Source organism: Novosphingobium sp. (genome assembly GCF_025351285.1).
Lineage (GTDB): Bacteria > Pseudomonadota > Alphaproteobacteria > Sphingomonadales > Sphingomonadaceae > Novosphingobium.
Genome location: NZ_JANXWG010000139.1, coordinates 58475 through 77211 on the forward strand (window position 1 = coordinate 58475; position 18737 = coordinate 77211).

Consider the following 18737-nt stretch of genomic DNA (forward strand, 5'->3'; position numbering starts at 1 on the left):
AGGGTCGGCATTCGCATTATTGTCGCTTGGTTTGAGCGAAAATCTCGAAAAATCATAGCCGCTCGCGCAGTCACCAATAAAAGGATGATGATACACAGGACCCGCGCCATATTCACGCCTTCGCCGCCATCGCCAGCGCCGCCGCCAAGTCGAGCCGCCCCTCGAACAACGCCCGCCCGGTGATCACGCCCTCGATCCCGTCATTGGCGTGCAGCGCCAGCATCCGGATATCGTCCAGCCCCTTCACGCCGCCGCTGGCGATCACCGGCAACCGCGTTGCACGCGCCAGATCGACCGTTGCATCGACGTTGCAACCCTTGAGCATGCCGTCGCGGCCGACGTCGGTGAACAGCAGGCTCGCCACCCCGGCATCCTCGAAGCGGCGCGCCATGTCGACGATCGAGACGGTCGAGACTTCGGCCCACCCCTCGGTCGCCACCATGCCGTCGCGCGCGTCAACCGCGACCACGATCCCGCCGGGATAAGCGCGGGCCATGTCCTTGACGAATTCGGGGTTCTTCAACGCCGCGGTGCCGATCACCACGCGCGCCACGCCCAGATCGAACCAGCCATCGACCGCGACCGGCGTGCGGATGCCGCCGCCCAGTTGCACGTGGCCGGGAAACTGCCTGAGGATCGCCTCGACCGCCACGCGGTTGACCGCCTCGCCCGCGAAGGCGCCGTCGAGATCGACCACGTGGAGGTGCTGCGCACCTGCTTCGGCGAACAGCATCGCCTGCGCGGCTGGATCGTCGCCATAAATCGTGGCGCGGTCCATGTCGCCCTCGGCCAGTCGCACGACCTGGCCGTTTTTCAGGTCGATGGCCGGAAATACGATCATGGCTTCCACTCCAGAAAGCGCGTGAGCATGGCCAGTCCATAGCCCTGGCTTTTCTCGGGATGGAACTGCACGCCCAGCAGGTTGTCGCGCGCCACCGCCGCGATCAGCCCGCCGCCATGGTCGGTCATCGCTGCGATGTTTGCGCCGTGGTCGGGGACGAAATGGTACGAATGGAGGAAATAGGCCTCGCCCGGCTCGATCAGGCTGGCGCCATCGGTGTGCGGCATTGGCGAAACATCGTTCCAGCCCATGTGCGGGATCTTGATCGCGCGATCGGTGCATTCGATCGCGCGCACTTCGCCGGCGATCCAGCCGAGGCCGGGGGTAATGCCGTGCTCAACGCCCTGATCGGCCAGCAATTGCATGCCGACGCAAATGCCGAGGAACGGCGCGCCGCCGATGTGTACGCGTTCTTCCATCGCCGCAACCAGCCCCGGCACCGCGTTCAGCGCTTCGGCACAAGCCTTGAATGCGCCTACGCCGGGCAGCACGATCCGGTCGGCCGCGCGCACCACGTTGACGTCGGCGGTGATCTCAACGTGCTCGGCGCCCGCCACCCTGAGCGCATTGGCGACCGAGCGCAGGTTGCCCGCGCCATAATCGATGAGAGCGATGGTTTCCGCCATGCCCCTATCCGCCGAGGATGCCCTTGGTCGACGGCACCGCGTCGGCCTTGCGCGGATCGATCTCCACGGCTTGGCGCATCGCGCGGGCAAAGCCCTTGAAGATACCTTCGATCATGTGGTGGTTGTTCTGGCCGTAAAGCGTCTCGATGTGCAGCGTGATGCCGGCGGCCTGCGAAATCGAATGGAACCAGTGTTCGAACAGCTCGGTGTCCATTTCACCCAGCCGCGGCTGCGTGAACTCCATCTTCCAAACCAGGATCGGCCGCCCCGAAATGTCGAGCGCCACCCGCGCCAAAGCCTCGTCCATCGGCGAATAGGCGCTGCCATAGCGTACGATTCCACGCTTGTCGGCCAGCGCCTGCGATATGGCCTGCCCGATCGCGATCGCGCTATCTTCGGTGGTGTGGTGCTGATCGACGTGGAGATCGCCCTCAACCTTGCACACGATATCGATCAGCGAATGCCGCGCGAACTGTTCGATCATGTGATCGAGAAAGCCGATACCGGTAGCAACGTCGTAAATCCCGGTGCCATCGAGGTTCACCGACACGTCGATTGCGGTTTCTGCGGTTTTGCGGCTGACCTGGCCGGTGCGCGGAGCTGTCATGCGCGGCGGTTAGGCGCATCACGGTGCAGAATCAATCCGCCCGCCGATCGGGCGGCTTCACAAATCCACTTCCACTCGATTCAACGCACCGCACCTTCGTGCCCTCTTGACCGCGCCGCCCGTCACGGTCAGGTGTGCGATGAAATGAACGACACATCACCCGACAGCCTGATCCCCTATGACGAGATCGTCCAGGAAGCCTTGCGCGCAGTGGTCGGCCGCGTGCTCGGCCAAGTGGAAACGACCGGCGGGATGCTGCCCGGCAACCACCACTTCTACATAACCTTCAAGACGCACGCCCCCGGCGTGGCGATCCCGGTGGTGCTGCGCGAACGTTTTCCCGATGAAATGACCATCGTGCTCCAGAACAAGTTCTGGGAGCTCAAGGTCGAAGCCGATTCGTTCAGCGTCGGCCTCAGCTTCAACCAGATCCCTTCCAAGCTGCACATTCCGTTCTCCGCGATTACCGCATTCGTCGATCCGGCGGTCGATTTCGGGCTTCAGTTCCAGGCGCAAGTCGAGGAACCCGAACACCAGCCCCACGAAGACGCCGAAAACGATTCGCCCGAGGATGGTACGGAACCCGGCAGCCCCGCGTCCGTTCAGGCCGAAGATGGCTCGAATGTCGTGACGGTCGATTTCGGGCGCAAGAAGTAGCGCGCGAGCAACGTTCGGACGATTTGTCCGCGACCTCGCGCCCAACCTGAGGAACGCGAAGCAATGGTCGGCAAACCCACCGCGAAAGCCCTGAAAGCCGGTGGCACGAAGCTGACCCGCAAGGCCAGGCGCCAGGCCGAACGCGCGGTTCGCGCTGCCAATCCCGTGTCCAACCTGGTGCTGGCCGATCTTGCTTTGCGCGGCGGCGGAGAACTGCTGCGCCACGTGGTCGAAAGGGCGTTCCTGACGCCGCAAGTGGGCAAGGAACGGGCCGAACGCCATGTTAAATCGCGCACCATGGGCCAGACGCTGGTGTCCACCGCGTTGGCGCGGGTGGCTACGCGATCGGTGCCCGGCGCGATCGTGATCGGCGGTGGGATGCTCGCCAAAACGCTGTACGATCGGCGCAAGGCGCGCGCGAGGGCACGGAAGGGTGAACCCGCCGACGGCTGACTGCGGGCCAAATGACGGCGCGGGTTGACCATGTCCCTGCCGCTGCGCCATTAGCGCGCATGCCCGATTCCATCGCCTTGCATTCCAATCCCGCCGACACGCTCCACCGCCGCGGGTTGATGTTCATCCTGTCGTCTCCGTCGGGCGCGGGCAAGACCACGATTGCGCGGATGCTGCTCGACAGCGATCCCGAAATCGCGATGTCGGTTTCGGTCACCACGCGGCACCCTCGCCCCGGCGAACAGGATGGAGTGGATTACCACTTCGTCGACCAGCAGACTTTCGAACGGATGGTGGAAGAATCAGAGTTCTACGAATGGGCCACCGTGTTTGGCCATAGCTATGGCACCCCCAAGGCGCAGATCCGCGGCGGACTGAAAGAAGGCCGCGATTTCCTGTTCGATATCGACTGGCAAGGCACCCAGCAGCTTTACCAGAAGGCGCAGACCGACGTGGCACGGGTGTTCATCCTGCCACCCAGCCTGGTCGAATTGAATCGCCGCCTGACCAATCGCGCCACCGACAGCGGCGAAGTGATCGCCGCCCGCATGGCGCGCGCGCAAGCCGAAATCAGCCACTGGGACGGTTATGACTACGTGGTGATCAACGACGATGTGGACGTATGCTTCGAAAAGGTCCGCGAGATTCTCGCCGCCGAGCGCATGAAGCGCGCGCGGCAGACCGGGCTGATCGGCTTCGTGCGCGAACTGATGCGGGGCCAGATCGCCTAGGACTTAAGGCAGCCCTGCCGCCGGCATCGCGACGTCGGTTACCAGCACTTTGCCGAGCGGCTTGCGCGCGGCAGTTTCGCCATCACTGCTGGGCGCGACGAGCATGAACAGGTGTTTGCCCTCGGGCCCGCCCAGCATGCAGGCAAAGCAGTTGAGCCCGTCGGTTGCGACCACATCCAGCACCTCGCCGCCCGCTGCGATCCGCACGCATTCAGGCGCGATCGAGTTGGCGATCCAGATCGCGCCCTCGGCATCGAGCGCAATGCCATCGGGCACGCGCGGCCAGGTCGGCGCCCATTCGCGGCGACCGGTGAGGTGGCCATCGGGCGCGATGTCGAACGCGGTCAGTCGGCCAGCCAGCGTTTCGCCGACGATCAGCGTCTTTCCGTTGGGCGTGATGACCATGCCGTTCGGGAAGCTGAACCGTTCGTCGCCCGCCGCCGAGGTGACGGTTCCATCCGCCTGGACGAGCGCAATCGGCGTGGGAGGATGGTCGGCGATCACGCTTTCCACGCCGCGCGCGCGGATTTCGCTGTCGAGATCGAAGCCGAAGTTGCCGACGTAAGCGCGGCCTTGGCTATCGACGACCATGTCGTTGGCGAGATAGTGCGCGTGCTCGCCCAGATCGGCGTGGAGTTCGAAGCGGCCATCGGGCCACTTGCGCCACACCTGCCGCAGTTCCATCCGCACCACCAGCAGCGAACCATCGGGCATCCAGCCGAGTCCCGAGGTCCGACCATCGACCTCGAGTTCGACGCGCTGTTCGCCCGCCAGCGTGACCGACAGGACCTTGTGCGCGTAGAAATCCGAGAAATAGAGCCGCCCGTTGCGCCAGCGTGGCCCCTCGCCGAAATAGATGGCGGGGGCCAGCGTGCGCAAGCGGTGCGGCATCGTCATTACTTTTTGCCTTCAGCCTTGTGTTCGGCCTCGACGATCGAGCCTTCGGCGAACAGGTAAGTGCGCAATTGCTTGTCGAACTTGGGATCGTGGCGGCGAATCCATTCGATCATCATCGCCGCGTGTTCCTTCTCCTCGTCGCGGTTGTGCGCGAGCAGTTGCTTGAGTTCGGGATCGGTGGCCGCTTCGACCCGCTGGTTGTACCAGTCGACCGCTTCGAGTTCCTCCATCAGCGACGAAATCGCGCGGTGCAGGTCGAGGGTTTCCTTCGACAGATTGGTTTCGTGCAGGGTTTCGCTCGACATGGTTCACCGATCTCCGTTCAGGCTGTCAGCCGCTCCCGACCGACAGTCGTCGTAACGCCCCGCAAACGATTTAGTGCCCGGCCATTCAGCTTCCGGACGGATCGACGAAATCGCGCGGAACCGAGGCGTTGACCACGCCGCCGTCGATCGGCAGCGCGGTTCCCACCACGTAATCGCCCGCGCGGCTGGCGAGGTAGATCGCACCGCCGGCCATGTCGAATTCGTCACCGATCCGGCCCGAGGGGATGCCTTTAGACACCACGTCGGCATTCTTCGCCGCGGCCTTGTTCATTTCCGAAGCAAAGGCGCCGGGCGCGATCGCAGTGCAGACGATGTTGTCCTTGATCAGTTGCACTGCCATGCGCCGGGTCAGTTGAAGGATCGCCGCCTTGGATGCGTGGTAGCTGTAGGTATCCCAGGGGTTGAGCTTCATCCCGTCGATCGAGGCGATGTTGATCACCTTGGCCAATTGTTGCGGGCTGGCGCCGGCCTTGAGCATCGGGAACAGCTTTTGCGTCAGGAAAAACGGCGTCTTGACGTTGAGGTTCATCACCTTGTCCCAGCCGATCTCGGGGAAATCCTCGAACGGTGCGCCCCAGGCCACACCGGCGTTGTTGACGAGGATGTCGAGCTTGCTCTCGCGCTGCGCCAGGTCCTGCGCCAGCATTTCCATGCCTGCCATGCTGGAGATATCGCCCGGCAACGCGTGGCAGCGATCACCCAGTTCGTGCGCGGTTTCCTCGACCACCTGCGCCTTGCGCGCGGTGATATAGACCTTGGCGCAGCCCGCCGCGAGGTAACCCTCGGCGATCATCCGCCCGATCCCGCGCGACCCGCCGGTAACCACCGCGATGCGGCCTTCGAGGCTGAACAGCTTTGAAATATCCATCATCAATTCCTCAATAACCGCTAAGTTTGGCAACGCGATCGGTGTGGTAGAACCGGTCGCCCATGAATTCGGACAGCGCGCGATCGCGCTTCATGTACAGCCCGATGTCGTATTCGTCGGTCATGCCTACGCCGCCGTGCATCTGCACGCCTTCGCGCACCGCCAGGTTGCAGACCTCGCCCGCCTTGGCCTTTGCCACCGAGACCATCAGGTCGGCGCGCTCGGACCCGCCATCGAGCAATTGCTGCGCCTTGATCGCCGCAGCCTGCGCGATTTCGAGTTCGGCGTAGAGGTGCGCGGCGCGGTGCTGGAGGCCCTGGAATTCGCCGATCAGCTTGCCGAACTGCTTGCGCGTCTTGAGGTAATCGGTGGTGCGATCGAACGCGCCCGAGGCCACGCCGCACTGCTCCGCCGCCGCGCCGACCCGGCCCGCGCTGAGCACCTTGTTCAGCAATGCGCGCCCGCCGTCGACTTCGCCGATCACCGCATCGCCATCCAATTCGACGTTGTCGAAGGTAACGTGACTGGCCATCGCGCTGTCGACCAACCGAACGCTGTTGTGGCTGATCCCGGCAGCATCTTTCGGCACCGCGAACAGGGTAACGCCCGCGTCGTCATCATCCGCGCCCGATGTGCGCGCCGCCACGATCAGCATGTCGGCGCTGGCGCCGTGGACCACGAAGTCCTTCTTGCCCGACAGCCGGAAGCCGTTGCCCGCTCGCTCGGCCTTGCAGGCGATGCGTTCGGGGCGGTGTTTGGCGCCTTCGTCGATGGCGATCGCCAGCACGGTCCTGCCCTCGATCACGCCGGGCAGATAGCGCCCGCGCACGTCATCGGAAGCACCCGCCAGCGCGGTAACGCCCATGACCGAAGTGGTCAGGAACGGCGACGGCGTGAGGTTGCGCCCGATCTCGCCAAGCACGATCCCGGCTTCGACATGGCCCATGCCCAGGCCGCCGTCGGCCTCGCTCACCAGCATGCCGGTCAGGCCCATCTCGGCGAATTTGCCCCACAATTCATGGCCGAAGCCGTCCTTGCATTCGGCATCGCGCCAGCGGCGCAACTGCTTGGGGATCGAACCCTCATCGGCCATGAAGCCGGTGACGGTATCGGCGAGCATCGCCTGGTCTTCGGAATGGTAAAGCGGCATCTGTCTCTCCTGTACCCTACCTGGTCCCCCGCCCGCTTGCGGGAGGGGTAAGGGGTGGGCACTTCTTATTTCCACAAGGATGGCGCCGTGACGCAGCCCACCCCAGCCCCTCCCGCAAGCGGGCGGGGAGCTTTTACGCCCCCGGCAAATCCAGGATGCGCTTGGCGATCACGTTGAGCATCACCTCGCTGGTGCCGCCCTCGATAGAATTGGCCTTGGTCCTCAGCCAGTTGCGCGGCCGCGCGCCGCCTTGCGTCTCGATGCTGTCCCATTCCAACGCCTCGCTGCCGCCGCCGGCCATGACCAGTTCCAGCCGCCGCTTGTTCAGCTCGGTGCCCGAATATTTCATCATGTTCGACTTGGCCGGGTGACCCTTGCCGACCTTGACCTCGTCCATGAACTTTTCCGACATCGCCGCATAAGCCAGCGCATCGACATCGAACTTGGCCAGTTCGGCGCGCAGCACGGGTTCATCGAGCCCGTTCTTCGACAGCGTGGCGCCGATGGTCGAAGACCGGTCGGTCCCGCCCGCGCCCGAGATCATCTCCCGTTCGTGGCCGAGCAGGTACTTGGCCACGTCCCAGCCGCGGTTCAATTCGCCGACGATCTGGTTCTTGGGCACCTTCACATTGTCGAAGAAGGTCTCGCAGAACGGTGATGCGCCGCTGATCAGCTTGATCGGCTTGGTGGTGACGCCGGGGCTCGCCATATCGAACAACAGGAAGCTGATGCCCTGGTACTTGCTGGCCTTGTCGGTGCGGACCAGGCAGAAAATCCAGTCGGCCTTGTCGGCATAGCTGGTCCAGATCTTCTGGCCGTTGACCTGCCAGTGATCGCCCATATCCTCGCCGAAGGTCTGCAACGAAACGAGGTCCGAACCCGAGCCCGGTTCGGAATAACCTTGGCACCAGCGGATCTTGCCCTGCGCCACTTCGTTCAGATAGTGGACCTTCTGCTCCTCGGTCCCGAACTTGAGCAGTGCGGGTCCGAGCATCCAGATGCCGAAGCTGTTGAGCGGCGAGCGTGCGTTGATCCGCGACAATTCCTCGCGCCAGATCTTGGCTTGCGGCGCGCTCATCCCCGCGCCGCCATAAGCCTTGGGCCAATCGGGCACGGTGTAGCCCTTGGCGACGCAGGCATCGAGCCAGGCCTTTTGCGCCGGGCTGTGCGGCACATAATTGCGCCCGCCCCAGCACACTTCGGCTTCGTCGCGGATGGGTTCGCGCATTTCGGACGGGCAGTTGGCTTCGAGCCAGGAACGGACTTCGGCCCGGAATGGCCCAAGATCGTTTGCGGGTTCTGACATGCTCTCCACTCCTCTTGTTAATCGAGAGGTTAAGACCAGTACGAAGCCCTGACAAGCGCGGATTTCCGTGCATTTGCGAAACCATGGATGCCGTAGCGTCAGGTCACAAGTGGTCCGAGAAGCGTTGACCCACGCCGCGCAGAACCTATCCTTTGGGCACAAAACAAGGCGGGAGAATGCCATGCGATTCGCAGGAAAATGTGCTGTTATCACGGGTGCAGCCTCGGGCATCGGGCGCGCTACGACGCTGCTTTTCGCTCAGGACGGCGCCCATGTCATCGCCTCGGACTTCGACTCGGCCGGGCTTGCCCGGCTCATTGCCGAAGCACCCGCGTTGGCCGGCACGATCACGCCATTCACTTGCGACGTTTGCGACACGGTCCAGATCAAGGCGCTGATGGACTTTGCCGCCGCCACTCACGGCGGGATCGACGTGGTGTTCAACAACGCCGGCGCGGGCGGTGACGGCGCCAAGATGGACGAAATCGAACCCGAAGGCTGGGACCGCACGATGGACCTGCTGCTGCGTTCGGTGGCGATGGGCGTGCGTTATGCGGTGCCGCACATGATCGGCCGCCCGTCCACCCGCACCGGCGGCGCGGCGATCGTCAACACTTCCAGCGTGGCGGCAATCGGTTCGGGCTATTCGCCCAGCGCCTACGCGATTGCCAAGGCGGGCGTTTTGCACATGTCGAAGCTGGCGGCAGCGGACCTTGCCAGACACGGCATCCGCGTCAACGCGGTGCAGCCGGGCTTCATCAACACCAACATCTTCACAACCGCGGTGGGCATGCCCGATGATCGGGTCGATACCGCCAAGGCCATGATCGCCCAGATGTCGAGCAACGCGCAGCCGGTCGCTCGCGGTGGCCAGCCGCGTGACATCGCCGAAGCCGTGGCCTTCCTGGCCAGCGAGGCGGCGGGCTTTGTCAACGGCACCTCGATCATCGTCGATGGCGGTTTGACCATCGGCACGCGCGATAGCTGGGACAGCGAAGCGCCCGGAATGTTCGACACCTTGCGCGCCTTCGCCGAAGCGCCGGCCGCAGGTTGATCGCAGTAACTTAAGCGATCGGTTAAATTCCCGCTTGGCGCGACTGCGTGGCTCTGCCACAAGTCGCGCGAAAACAGCCAGCTTTTGGAGAGAGTCCATGGATTTCGAACCCACCGAACGGCAAGTATATTGGCGCGACCGCGTCAAGGCGTTCGTAGACGCCGAACTGCGCCCACGCACGCACATCTACAAGCAACAGAAGGACGAGGGCGAACGCTGGAAGGTGCTGCCGATCGTCGAGGAGATGAAAGCCAAGGCCAAGGCCGCCGGCATCTGGAACCTGTTCATGCCGCCGCAGTTCGGCCGCACGCACGTGGACGACACGTTCGAATTCGAAGGCCCGGGCCTCACCAATCTCGAATATGCGCTGTGCGCCGAGGAAATGGGCCGCTGCGGCTGGGCCAGCGAAGTGTTCAACTGCTCTGCGCCCGATACCGGCAACATGGAAGTGTTCCACCGCTACGGCACGCGCGAACAGAAGGACAAGTGGCTGAAGCCGCTGATGAACGGCGAAATCCGTTCGGCCTTCCTGATGACCGAGCCCGAAGTGGCCTCGTCGGACGCCACCAACATCGAATGCTCGATCAAGCCGGATGGCGATGGCTACGTCATCAACGGGCGCAAGTGGTGGTCGTCGGGCGCGGGCGATCCGCGTTGCAAGATCGCGATCGTCATGGGCAAGACCGATTTCGAGGCCAAGCGCCACCAGCAGCAATCGATGGTGCTGGTCGAACTCGACGCGCCGGGCGTGACGATCGTGCGGCACCTGCCCGTGTTCGGCTATGACGATGCACCGCACGGACACATGGAAATCCAGCTCGAAAACGTGCGGATTCCTGCCTCGAACATGCTCCTTGGCGATGGACGCGGCTTCGAGATCGCGCAGGGCCGGCTCGGGCCCGGACGTATCCACCACTGCATGCGCACCATCGGGGTGGCCGAAGAAGCGATCGGCAAGATGGCCAAGCGGCTGCAATCGCGCGTGGCATTCGGCAAGACCATCGCCTCGCAATCGATCTGGGAACAGCGCATCGCCGCAGGCCGGATCGACATCGAGATGACCCGCTTGCTGTGCCTGAAAGCGGCCGACATGATGGACAAGGTCGGCAACAAGGCCGCCGCGCTCGAAATCGCGATGATCAAGGTGCACGCGCCCAACATGGCGTTGCGCATCCTGGATGATGCGATCCAGGCGCACGGTGCCGGCGGCGTTTCGGAAGACTACGGCCTCGCCGAAGCGTGGGCGCACCAGCGCACGCTGCGGATCGCCGATGGTCCGGACGAAGTTCACGCCCGCGCGGTGGCGAGGATCGAGTTCGCCCGCCATATGCCCAAGCCCGATGGCACCACGCGCGAACCGGCGTTCAGTTCGGGTGACGTGGGCGTATCACGCTGACTTAAGCCCCCCTCCCGCTTGCGGGAGGGGGAGGGGGTGGGCCGCGTCAGGCGCCGCCTTCAAGAAGAACAAGTGCCCACCCCTAACCCCTCCCGCAAGCGGGAGGGGGACTGATACCGGAGTGCCCCATGAAAGCCGCCCTGCTCGTAACGCCCGGCCAGCCGCTGGAGTTCGACACGATTGCCGTGGCTCTGCCCGGCCCGCGCGAAGTGCTGATCCGCACCCACGCTTGCGGGCTGTGCCATTCGGACCTGCATTTCATCGAGGGCACCTATCCCCATGCGCTGCCCGCAGTGCCCGGCCATGAAGCGGCGGGTATTGTCGAAGCGGTCGGCAGCGAAGTGCGTACGGTGAAAGTCGGCGATCACGTCGTGACTTGTCTGTCGGCGTTCTGCGGGCACTGCGAATTCTGCGTCACCGGCCGCATGGCGCTGTGCCTGGGCGCCGAAACCCGCCGCCAGAAGGGCGAAGCGCCGCGCCTCACCCGTGCCAGCGATGGCAGCATGATCAACCAGATGCTCAATCTTTCGGCCTTTGCCGAAATGATGCTGATCCACGAACACGCCTGCGTTTCGATCGACCGCGACATGCCGCTCGATCGCGCCGCAGTAATCGGCTGCGCGGTCACCACCGGCGCCGGCGCGATCTTCAACGCCTGCAAGGTCACGCCGGGTGAAACCGTTGCGGTAGTCGGTTGCGGCGGCGTAGGCCTCGCCACAATCAACGCTGCGAAGATTGCCGGCGCCGGGCGGATCATCGCCGCCGATCCGCTGCCCGAAAAGCGTGAATTGGCGCGCAAGCTCGGCGCCACCGATGTGATCGATGCAACCGATCCGCTGGCTGGCGCACAAATCGTCGAGATGACCAAGGGCGGGGTCGATCACGCGATCGAAGCCGTCGGCCGGCCGGCTTCGGGCGATCTCGCGGTAGCCTCGCTGCGACGCGGCGGAACCGCCACGATCCTGGGCATGATGCCGCTGGCGCACCGGGTTTCGCTGTCGGCGATGGACCTGCTTTCGGGCAAGAAGCTCCAGGGCGCGATCATGGGCATGAACCGCTTCCCGGTCGACCTGCCGCGGCTGGTGGCGTTCTATCTGAACGGCCAGCTTGATCTCGATTCGATTATCGCCGAGCGCATCCCGCTGAGCCAAGTCAACCAGGGCTTCGACAAGATGAAGGCCGGCCATTCGGCGCGCTCGGTGATCGTGTTCGACCAGTAAGGGCACTACAATGACGACTGCGACACCTTCGCTTCCGGCAACCGCCCCACTCGATGCCGAAACACTGTTTACCGGCACGATCGCCCCCGAAGGCGCCGACCGGCTCGATGAGGCCAAGCTCACCAGGTGGATGGAAGCCAATGTGGCCGGTTTCAACGGGCCGCTGACGCTTTCGAAGTTCAAAGGTGGACAGTCGAACCCGACCTACAAGATTGAAGCCGCTTCCGGGAATTACGTGCTTCGCCGCAAGCCGTTCGGCGTGCTGCTGCCCAGCGCGCACGCGGTCGATCGCGAATACCGGGTTCAGGCCGGCCTGTTCGGCAGTGGCTTCCCGGTCGCGCCGCAATATGGCTTGTGCACCGACGAAACCGTGCTCGGATCGTGGTTCTACGTGATGGGCATGGTTGACGGGCGGACGATCTGGGATGGATCGATGCCCGGCAGCACGCCCGCCTACCGCCGCGCCACTTACGATGCGATGATCGACACGCTGGCGCAGTTGCATTCGGTCGATGTCGAAGCGGCGGGCCTTTCGGCATACGGCAAACCGGGCAACTATTTCGGCCGGCAGGTCGAACGCTGGACCAGGCAGTATCGCCTGTCGGAAACCGAGACCATGCCGCAGATGGAGCGGTTGATCGAATGGCTGCCGGCCACGCTGCCCGAACAGACCCGCACCTCGGTGGTCCACGGCGATTACCGCATCGACAACATGATCTTTGCGCACGATGAGGCGAAAGTGCTGGCAGTGCTCGATTGGGAATTGTCGACGCTTGGCGATCCGCTGGCGGATTTCATGTACGTTTGCATGGCGTGGGTGACCGAAAACGGGGGTAGATCGGGTGTACAGGACCTCGATCGCAAGGCGCTCGGCATCCCCGAACTCGATGAGGTTGTTACCCGCTACTGCGCGGCAACGGGCCGCGATGGCGTGCCCGACATGAACTGGTATTTCGCTTACAACTTCTTCCGCCTGGCCGGCATCATGCAGGGCATCAAGAAGCGCGTGATCGACGGCACCGCCTCATCCGACCATGCCAAGACGATGTCGGAACGCGTCAACCCGCTGGCAGAACGGGCGTGGGAATTTGCCGAAAAGGCCGGAGCATGAGGCTCTGACCGATTTTGGATCGAAAGAAACTTCCCCTGAAATCAGAGTTATGTGTTTATTAATTGGTAAATTCTAAGTTTTGTGCAGAACCGGCTCGTCGCGACCGGGACGCATGAGCGCGAATGGCGGGATCATGCAATCCGGCTCGCAAAGCCGAACGGAGACTTGCATGGCTTTTGCCTTACCAGCCCGGTTGTTTTCGGCAGCACGACCGGACCCCGATGCGAATGTTGCTGCTGCATCCGACACGCCAAGGCCTGAATTGACCGGGGCCGAAGCCCGCAGCGAAGAGCGCGTGCCGATTTCGGCCGGCGCCATGCTGGTTGCGCACCAGACCGCGCTGCAACCCGTTACCATTGCCGATCTTTCGCGCCACGGCTGCTGCCTCGATGGGGACTGCAAGGCGCTTCGGCCGGGGCAGTTTATCTCGATCAAGATCGGCAAGATCGAACGCCTGGCGGCCATCGTCCGCTGGGTCGATGAAGACCGCGCCGGGGTCGAATTCACGCGCGCGCTGCAACCGCAAGCCTTCGAATACCACATGCGCGAGCTTTCGCTGGATTAGGCCGATTTTTCGCAAGCTGGTTTAACTTGTAACCGGTTGCCGCCACGGCGCGCCCAAACTACAGCGGTCTGCATGAACCGCTCGCTCCGCCTGCTCGCCCTCCCCCTCCTCGCATTCCCGCTTGCGGCACAAGCTGCGCCCAAGGCCGCCATCGGTGCCGGCCCGGTGACTCCCCCGGTGACTGCGATGACCCCCGATGTGGTCGAAAAGTACGACATGGTCCGCCCCGGTGCCGATTATGTCCGCCGGATCGAGATGATCCCGATGCGCGACGGGGTGAAGCTCTACACCGTGATCCTGATGCACAAGGGCACGGCAAACGCGCCGATCCTGCTCTCGCGCACACCATACGACGCCAAGGGTTCGACCACTCGCAACCAGAGCCAGGTGCTGACCGAAGTGCTGCCCGCGATGGACAGGGAATTCGTCGAGGACGGCTACATCCGCGTCTACCAGGACATTCGCGGGATGCACGGATCTCAAGGCACCTGGGTGCTGACCCGCCCGATCATCGGCCCCCTAAACACCACGAAGGTCGACGAATCTACCGACGCCTACGACACCATCGACTGGCTGGTGAAGCACGTGCCCGAAACCAACGGCAAAGTTGGTGTGGTCGGATCCTCGTACCTCGGGTTCACCACGCTGATGGCCGAGATCAACCCGCACCCCGCGCTGAAAGCCGCCGCGCCGCAGAGCCCGATGGTCGACACCTGGATCGGCGACGACGATTTCCACAACGGCGCATTCCGGACCGGATCGTTCGACTATTTCCTCGATATGGCCACCGGCAAGGGCGATGCGGGCGTCAAGATCGCGCGCGGGGCGGGAGAAGATTACACCGCCTACCTCGAAGCCGGATCGGCCGGCGATTTTGCGCGGAAGTGGGGGATCGAGAACGTCCCCTCGGTGCGCAAGGTCATGGAAAACCCCGCCTATACCGATTTCTGGAGCCTCCAGGCGGTCGACAAGTGGATGGGTGCGCGCAAGCTGACGGTGCCCACGCTGCTGATGCTGGGCCAGTGGGACCAGGAGGACAGCTACGGCGCGCCGGCGGTGTTCCGGGCACTTCTGCCGCAGGACCCGGACAACAAGCTGGTCCACCTCGCGATCGGGCCATGGCGGCATTCGGGCGTCAACCATTATGGCTATGACCTGGGTGCGCTGACCTTTGCCGGCGATACCGCGCTGGAATTTCGGGTAAAGTGGATGAAGCCGTTCTTCGACCACTACCTCAAGGACGCGCCCGATCCGCACACCCCGCGCGCGATTACCTATGCCACGGGAGCGAACCAGTGGAACACCTCTCCGCGCTGGCCGATGGGGACGATGAAGCCGCTTTACCTCGATTCCGCGATGGGGGCGGGCTTCACCGCACCGGCCGCCCAAGGCCATGACGACTACCTGTCGGACCCCGCGCACCCCGTCCCCTATATCCCGCGCCCGATCAACACCGCCGATTCGGCGCAGTGGAAGCCGTGGCTGGTGCGCGACCAGCGCTTTGTCGACGGGCGGCCCGACGTGCTCAGTTACCGCACCGCGCCGCTGACGAAATCGCTCCACCTGATGGGCGCGCCCGAAGTGGAACTCCACGCCGCCACGACGGGGACCGACAGCGACTGGGTGGTCAAGCTGATCGACGTGGCGCCCGATGAAACCCCCGAAGGCACCGACCAGGGATCGAAGCCCGCGCATCCCGGCTACCAGCTTGCGATCGGCATCGAGATCTTCCGCGGCCGCTATGTCCATTCGCTCAGCCAGCCCGCCGCGCTGACGCCGGGCAAGGTGGAGACCTACAAGTTCGCGCTACCCAACGTCGATCACGTGGTCCTGCCCGGTCACCGGCTGATGGTGCAGATCCAGTCGAGCCTGTTCCCGCTTTACGATCGCAACCCGCAAAGCTTCGTGCCCAACATCTTCAACGCCAAGGCAGCGGACTACAAAACCGCGACGCAGAGCGTGTTCCACGGCGGCGCGGAGGCGAGCGCGGTGATGTTGCCGGTGGTGGAGGATGCGGACGCGCGTTGACCGGCGGTTATTTCAGACCATCGATCGCGGCCCCGGCAACGCGGAACCGCCGGCTCAGTGGCCGATGGTAACCGCATACCCCGCGGCACTGGTATCCATTGTCACGCGCCCATCGAGTTGTTTTGCCAGCGCCGCAACGATCGTCGTGCCGAGCCCGCCGTCGGCTTTCGCCGGCTGACCTTTCGTCTTGCCGACGCCATTGTCGGAGACGGTCAGGGCCCAGCGGCCGTCGTCGATCGTATATCCCACCCGGATCGCGGCATCGGCCCTGCGGTCGGGGAACGCGTACTTGAGCGAATTGATCACCAGTTCGGTCACGATCAGGCCGATACTGACCGCCTTGGATGAGGGGATCATGCCGATGTCGGACTTGACGATGATCGTCACCGGCTGATCTACGGCCACCATCGAAGCCCCCAGGCTGCCGCACAGCTTGTCGAGATAATTGCCGACCTCGATCTGATCGATGCCGTCGGTCATGTCGAGATGGCGCTGGACCGCGGCCACCGACATTACGCGCTTGTGCGCGTCCTGAAGATGAAAGCGGGTTTCATCGGATGACACTGCCCGCGCCTGGAGCATGAGAATGCTGGCGATGATCTGCAGGCTGTTGGCCACGCGATGCTTCATTTCCTGGAGCAGCACGTCATTCTGCCGTCGCAGTTCTTCGGAGCGAGCGAGCAGCGCCGCCTTTTCCTGTTCGATCGCGCGACGATCGGTAATATCGCGAAAGGCGAGCAGGATCGCGATGGTGTCGCTGTGGTCGAACAGCACCTTGCGCGCGTTGAGCAGCATGATCCGGCGCCCGATCACCGGAAATTCGTGATCAACCTCGAAGCCGTCCATCGCCACGCGTTCGGGCAGGATCTTTTCGAGCAAGTCGCGAAGCGCCGGGATGTCCCACTGGCCATGACCCAGCGTGTAAAGCAGGCACCCGTGCGTACCCTCAGGCTCGACCTTGAAAATCTCGTAAAACGACCGGCTGGCTTCAAGCACGCGCAATTCGGCATCGAGCACCAGGAAGGGTTCCGGGATGGTGTTGACGATGGCCTGCGCCAGCAGGTTTGCCTCGGCAAGGGAGCGCACCGGCAGAGTCATAGCCACGAAACGAGGCCCATATCGCCGAGGCTGCACATCTGGAACACCATCGTCAGCCTTGTTGTTGCAGGCGAAGGCGCACAAGTCCCCCATTCACGGGACGCCTGTCGGTGTTGTCGAGTAATGTCGAAGCGGTAACATGTCTGGGCCGGTTCGCCTAACGGCACCTTGCATATCGCTGGGCAGACCGCTGGGCAGACCCCAGGGCAAACTGCGGGGCAGACTGCTGGCGCGGCCATGCCAGCGCTATGCGGGCACTTCGCTCGCCTTCGGCAACCCGCGCAACACCAGCATTGCCACAACAGCCACCACCGCCGCAATCAAGAACGCCACGCCGGGAAAGTGCACCGGAGCCCCGCCACCGCTGAAGAACGCCATCGGGCGGGTCAGCGCAAGCGGACCGATGATCGAACCGACGCCCATCGTCATGGCGGCGATGCCCTGGACTTCGCCCTGCGTCTGCGGGGTGGCGCGGCGCGACAGCATCGCCAGCAGGCTCGGCTGGACCAGCGCCTGCGCGATGATCGTCAGCATCAATGCATAGGCCATCCACGTGCTGGTGATGAAGGCATAAGCCAGATAGCCCGACGCCGCGCCAATCATGCCCAGGCTGGCGGCATCGCGCTCACCCAGCTTGCGCACCACGCGGCCGGTGATCGTGCTCTGGCTGATGGCGATGACCACGCCGACGACGGCCAGGCTCACGCCGATCTCGCGATCGGTCCAGTGCAGTTGCGCTATGCCGTAGAAGCTCCAGGTCAGCGGATAGACCATGCTGGCCAACTGCCACAGCAACAGCACGATCGCGATGCCCGACATGCCGGGGTTTGCACGGAGCACCCGCCACGCGCCCAGCGGATTGGCGCGGGCCAGCGTGAACGGGCGCCGGTTTTCGGGCTTCAGCGTGTCGGGGAACAGGAGCAACCCGTAGAGGAAGTTGAGCAATCCCAGCCCTGCGGCGGCGTAGAACGGCGCGCGCGGGCTCAGCGTGGTCAGCAGACCGCCGATCGCCGGGCCGAGCACGAAGCCCACCCCAAACGCCGCACCGACCATGCCGAAATTGCGCGCGCGGTCCTTGGGCTCGGTGATATCGGCGATCGAGGCCTGCGCGGCGCCATAGCTGCCGCCGAACAGCCCCGACAGGATGCGGCCGACAAAGATCAGCGTCAGCGTGGGCGCGGTTGCGAGCAGCAGATAATCGAGCACCAGCCCGCCCAGCGCCACCAGCAGCACCGTGCGGCGGCCGAACGCATCGCTGAGGTTGCCGATCACCGGCGCGCCGATGAACGAGGCAAACGCCGTCGCCAGCCCCATATACGCGCCGATCTCGATCGCGTGGGGCAGTGCGATCCCACCCACGCTCATCAGCAGACGTGGCAGTACCGGCAGAATGAGGCCGACCCCGATTGCATCGATCAGGATGGTCATCACGATAAACAGGATCTGGTGCCGCTGTGCGGCCATCGGCGGTGCTTTCGAGATAGGAAGGGAGCCGGCGCCAGAGGCCGGTTTCAGCCGTGCTTTTTCGGCGCAAATAGCGTGTTGAGATAGGCCGCCAGCCTGATGCCGCCCTGTTCGAGCCGCAATTCCATCTGCGCTGTGTGATCGAACACGTAGCGATAGCCCAGGTTGGTCACGCCCTTGTCGGGGTAGATCCGGTCACGCAGCGCCGCGCTTTCCGCGATCCACACCGTGGGATCGGTGCTGCCCCAGGCCTTGACGTCAGCCGGCGTGATCCGCGCGCCCAGCCATGCGGCCATTTCCGAGTAGGACAACTGCTCGTCATCGACCAGCCCCGTATCC

At 63.9% G+C, this 18737-nt stretch carries 20 protein-coding genes; 9 read left to right on the top strand and 11 right to left on the bottom strand.

Annotated features, from left to right (window positions below; genetic code table 11):
• Nucleotides 1-112: 112 nt before the first annotated feature.
• Genes hisA through hisB form a run of 3 tightly spaced genes read right to left on the bottom strand, consistent with a single transcriptional unit; the run spans nt 113 to nt 2074 of the window.
• The gene (gene hisA / locus Q0R16_RS17030; RefSeq protein ID WP_295638908.1) at nt 113-841 is read right to left on the bottom strand and encodes a 1-(5-phosphoribosyl)-5-[(5-phosphoribosylamino)methylideneamino]imidazole-4-carboxamide isomerase; all 729 of its coding nucleotides are present in this window, start codon (nt 839-841) and stop codon (nt 113-115) included.
• Nucleotides 838-1467, bottom strand: a complete 630-nt coding sequence (hisH, locus tag Q0R16_RS17035) for an imidazole glycerol phosphate synthase subunit HisH (RefSeq protein WP_295638911.1) — start codon at nt 1465-1467, stop codon at nt 838-840. Before hisH ends, hisA begins: the two co-directional genes overlap by 4 nt.
• 4 nt (nt 1468-1471) lie before the next feature.
• Nucleotides 1472-2074: an imidazoleglycerol-phosphate dehydratase HisB gene (gene hisB / locus Q0R16_RS17040; protein WP_295638914.1), complete on the bottom strand. Its 603-nt coding sequence runs from the start codon at nt 2072-2074 to the stop codon at nt 1472-1474.
• 144 nt (nt 2075-2218) lie between these two features.
• Between hisB and Q0R16_RS17045 the strand changes: the two genes are divergently transcribed.
• The 3 genes from Q0R16_RS17045 (at nt 2219) to gmk (ending at nt 3915) form a co-directional block, all read left to right on the top strand.
• Nucleotides 2219-2731, top strand: a complete 513-nt coding sequence (locus Q0R16_RS17045; protein WP_295638917.1) for a ClpXP protease specificity-enhancing factor SspB — start codon at nt 2219-2221, stop codon at nt 2729-2731.
• A 63-nt stretch (nt 2732-2794) separates the two neighbouring features.
• Nucleotides 2795-3184, top strand: coding sequence for a hypothetical protein (locus tag Q0R16_RS17050; RefSeq protein ID WP_295638920.1), 390 nt, complete (start codon nt 2795-2797; stop codon nt 3182-3184).
• 59 nt (nt 3185-3243) lie between these two features.
• Nucleotides 3244-3915 carry a guanylate kinase gene (gmk, locus tag Q0R16_RS17055; protein ID WP_295638923.1) on the top strand — a complete coding sequence of 224 codons (672 nt, stop codon included), beginning with the start codon at nt 3244-3246 and terminating at the stop codon, nt 3913-3915.
• 3 nt (nt 3916-3918) lie between these two features.
• Here the strand turns inward: gmk and Q0R16_RS17060 are convergent, their stop codons facing one another.
• The 5 genes from Q0R16_RS17060 to Q0R16_RS17080 all read right to left on the bottom strand — a co-directional run bounded on the left by Q0R16_RS17060 (nt 3919) and on the right by Q0R16_RS17080 (nt 8462).
• The gene (locus Q0R16_RS17060; protein ID WP_295638927.1) at nt 3919-4812 is read right to left on the bottom strand and encodes an SMP-30/gluconolactonase/LRE family protein; all 894 of its coding nucleotides are present in this window, start codon (nt 4810-4812) and stop codon (nt 3919-3921) included.
• On the bottom strand, nt 4812-5117 hold the full coding sequence (locus tag Q0R16_RS17065) for an encapsulin-associated ferritin-like protein (protein ID WP_295638929.1): 306 nt from the start codon (nt 5115-5117) through the stop codon (nt 4812-4814). The genes Q0R16_RS17060 and Q0R16_RS17065 overlap by 1 nt, the downstream gene beginning before the upstream one ends.
• Before the next feature lie 85 nt (nt 5118-5202).
• Nucleotides 5203-6006, bottom strand: coding sequence for an SDR family NAD(P)-dependent oxidoreductase (locus Q0R16_RS17070; protein ID WP_295638966.1), 804 nt, complete (start codon nt 6004-6006; stop codon nt 5203-5205).
• Between the two features lie 10 nt (nt 6007-6016).
• A complete protein-coding gene (locus Q0R16_RS17075) occupies nt 6017-7156 on the bottom strand; it encodes an acyl-CoA dehydrogenase family protein (protein ID WP_295638931.1) in 1140 nt (379 codons plus the stop codon).
• A gap of 133 nt (nt 7157-7289) precedes the next feature.
• Nucleotides 7290-8462, bottom strand: a complete 1173-nt coding sequence (locus Q0R16_RS17080; protein WP_295638934.1) for an acyl-CoA dehydrogenase family protein — start codon at nt 8460-8462, stop codon at nt 7290-7292.
• A gap of 181 nt (nt 8463-8643) precedes the next feature.
• Between Q0R16_RS17080 and Q0R16_RS17085 the strand changes: the two genes are divergently transcribed.
• The 6 genes from Q0R16_RS17085 to Q0R16_RS17110 all read left to right on the top strand — a co-directional run bounded on the left by Q0R16_RS17085 (nt 8644) and on the right by Q0R16_RS17110 (nt 15836).
• Entirely contained in the window at nt 8644-9516 is an 873-nt protein-coding gene (locus Q0R16_RS17085) for an SDR family NAD(P)-dependent oxidoreductase (protein WP_295638937.1), read from the top strand.
• Nucleotides 9517-9613: 97 nt separating this feature from the next.
• The gene (locus Q0R16_RS17090) at nt 9614-10912 is read left to right on the top strand and encodes an acyl-CoA dehydrogenase family protein (protein WP_295638940.1); all 1299 of its coding nucleotides are present in this window, start codon (nt 9614-9616) and stop codon (nt 10910-10912) included.
• Nucleotides 10913-11040: 128 nt separating this feature from the next.
• The gene (locus Q0R16_RS17095; RefSeq protein ID WP_295638943.1) at nt 11041-12132 is read left to right on the top strand and encodes a Zn-dependent alcohol dehydrogenase; all 1092 of its coding nucleotides are present in this window, start codon (nt 11041-11043) and stop codon (nt 12130-12132) included.
• 10 nt (nt 12133-12142) lie between these two features.
• On the top strand, nt 12143-13243 hold the full coding sequence (locus Q0R16_RS17100) for a phosphotransferase family protein (protein ID WP_295638947.1): 1101 nt from the start codon (nt 12143-12145) through the stop codon (nt 13241-13243).
• A 169-nt stretch (nt 13244-13412) separates the two neighbouring features.
• Nucleotides 13413-13808 (top strand): PilZ domain-containing protein, encoded by a 396-nt coding sequence (locus tag Q0R16_RS17105; protein WP_295638949.1) that lies wholly within the window; start codon nt 13413-13415, stop codon nt 13806-13808.
• Nucleotides 13809-13994: 186 nt separating this feature from the next.
• Nucleotides 13995-15836, top strand: a complete 1842-nt coding sequence (locus tag Q0R16_RS17110; protein ID WP_295638969.1) for a CocE/NonD family hydrolase — start codon at nt 13995-13997, stop codon at nt 15834-15836.
• Nucleotides 15837-15890: 54 nt separating this feature from the next.
• Here Q0R16_RS17110 and Q0R16_RS17115 read toward each other — a convergent pair whose 3' ends face one another.
• The 3 genes from Q0R16_RS17115 to Q0R16_RS17125 form a co-directional block, all read right to left on the bottom strand.
• Nucleotides 15891-16934 (bottom strand): sensor histidine kinase, encoded by a 1044-nt coding sequence (locus Q0R16_RS17115; protein ID WP_295638973.1) that lies wholly within the window; start codon nt 16932-16934, stop codon nt 15891-15893.
• Between the two features lie 246 nt (nt 16935-17180).
• Entirely contained in the window at nt 17181-18398 is a 1218-nt protein-coding gene (locus Q0R16_RS17120; protein ID WP_295638951.1) for an MFS transporter, read from the bottom strand.
• A gap of 47 nt (nt 18399-18445) precedes the next feature.
• The coding region (locus Q0R16_RS17125) for a S1/P1 nuclease (protein WP_295638954.1) at nt 18446-18737 on the bottom strand (292 nt) is incomplete at its 5' end.